Annotated in this window: 1 protein-coding gene; it reads right to left on the reverse strand. The window is 46.0% G+C overall.

Features of this window, described 5'->3' with window-relative positions; translation table 11 throughout:
• On the reverse strand, positions 1-1,026 hold a 1,026-nt coding region (locus HAL07_RS07925; protein WP_202903476.1), incomplete at both ends, for a putative barnase/colicin E5 family endoribonuclease.

Consider the following 1,026-nt stretch of genomic DNA (forward strand, 5'->3'; position numbering starts at 1 on the left):
AGGGGGGTTGTGGTAGAGTCGGCTTTAGGGTTTGGGGGCAGAGTCTCGCCCCCAGTAAAGCCTTTGGAGTCGATAATCTTTGAGGCTTCCCGCTCATCTTTGTAAGCCGTTATCACCCATTTATTCTTAGTGGGTTCGCCCATCCAATTTTGCCTTAAACCTACCCTAAACAAATTCCCGTCTTTAGTGTATTTAATCGTTGCACTTGTGTTTTCTTGCGCCTTAAATTCTCCCTTGTTGATGATTTCGTTTAAGCCACTGGCTAACTTCTCTAGGGGCGTATTGCCCTCAAATGGGCTAAAATCCTCAATATGTTTTTCTACGATTTTTGATAACCCTAACCCCTTAGCCTCTTTGCCCTTGCCCTCCACACTTCCCCACACTAAATCAATATACCCCAAATCCTGCCGATAAAACGCCCCGGACACTTGTCCGCGTTTCTCTTGCAAAAGCTTTTTAACCGCTTCAGCCCCTTTACCCGCATATTCGGCGAAGTTCTCGCCAAATTCGGGGTTAGGCTCGATTTTAAGGGGGTGTGTGGTATCTTTACCTGTAGGGTTTAATCCGCTGCCGCGGTTTGGTGGGGTATCAATCTGCAAGTCAGAGGGCTTAACGGCAGTTCCGCCCGATTCTAATATATCAGACGCGCCGGCAACTTCCCCACCCTTAAACCCTGCATTGTAAAGCACTTTAGAGTCCGCAAATTTCTTTTTAATCCCTGAAAAGTCTTTTCTCACATGGGAGCTAAACACCCATTCTCCATCGTAGTTTTTAGCCACACTCATAAAATAGCGGTTCTTATCAGGGTCTATAAATTCCTTGATAAATAAAAGCCCTTTGCCATCGTCTAGCACCGCGTTAGGCTCTTCAAGCGTGGGTCTAATGAGGGGCAAAAACTCTTCTCTTTGGCGTTTCTCTAACTTAATCAAGCTGCCTTGTGTGAGCTGGATTTGTTCGCCTTGTAAGATAGGTTCTAGGACTGCTTGCACCTCTTTACTAAATTGCGGGATAAAAGGCTCATCTAGG

Source organism: Helicobacter ailurogastricus (genome assembly GCF_001282945.1).
Lineage (GTDB): Bacteria > Campylobacterota > Campylobacteria > Campylobacterales > Helicobacteraceae > Helicobacter > Helicobacter ailurogastricus.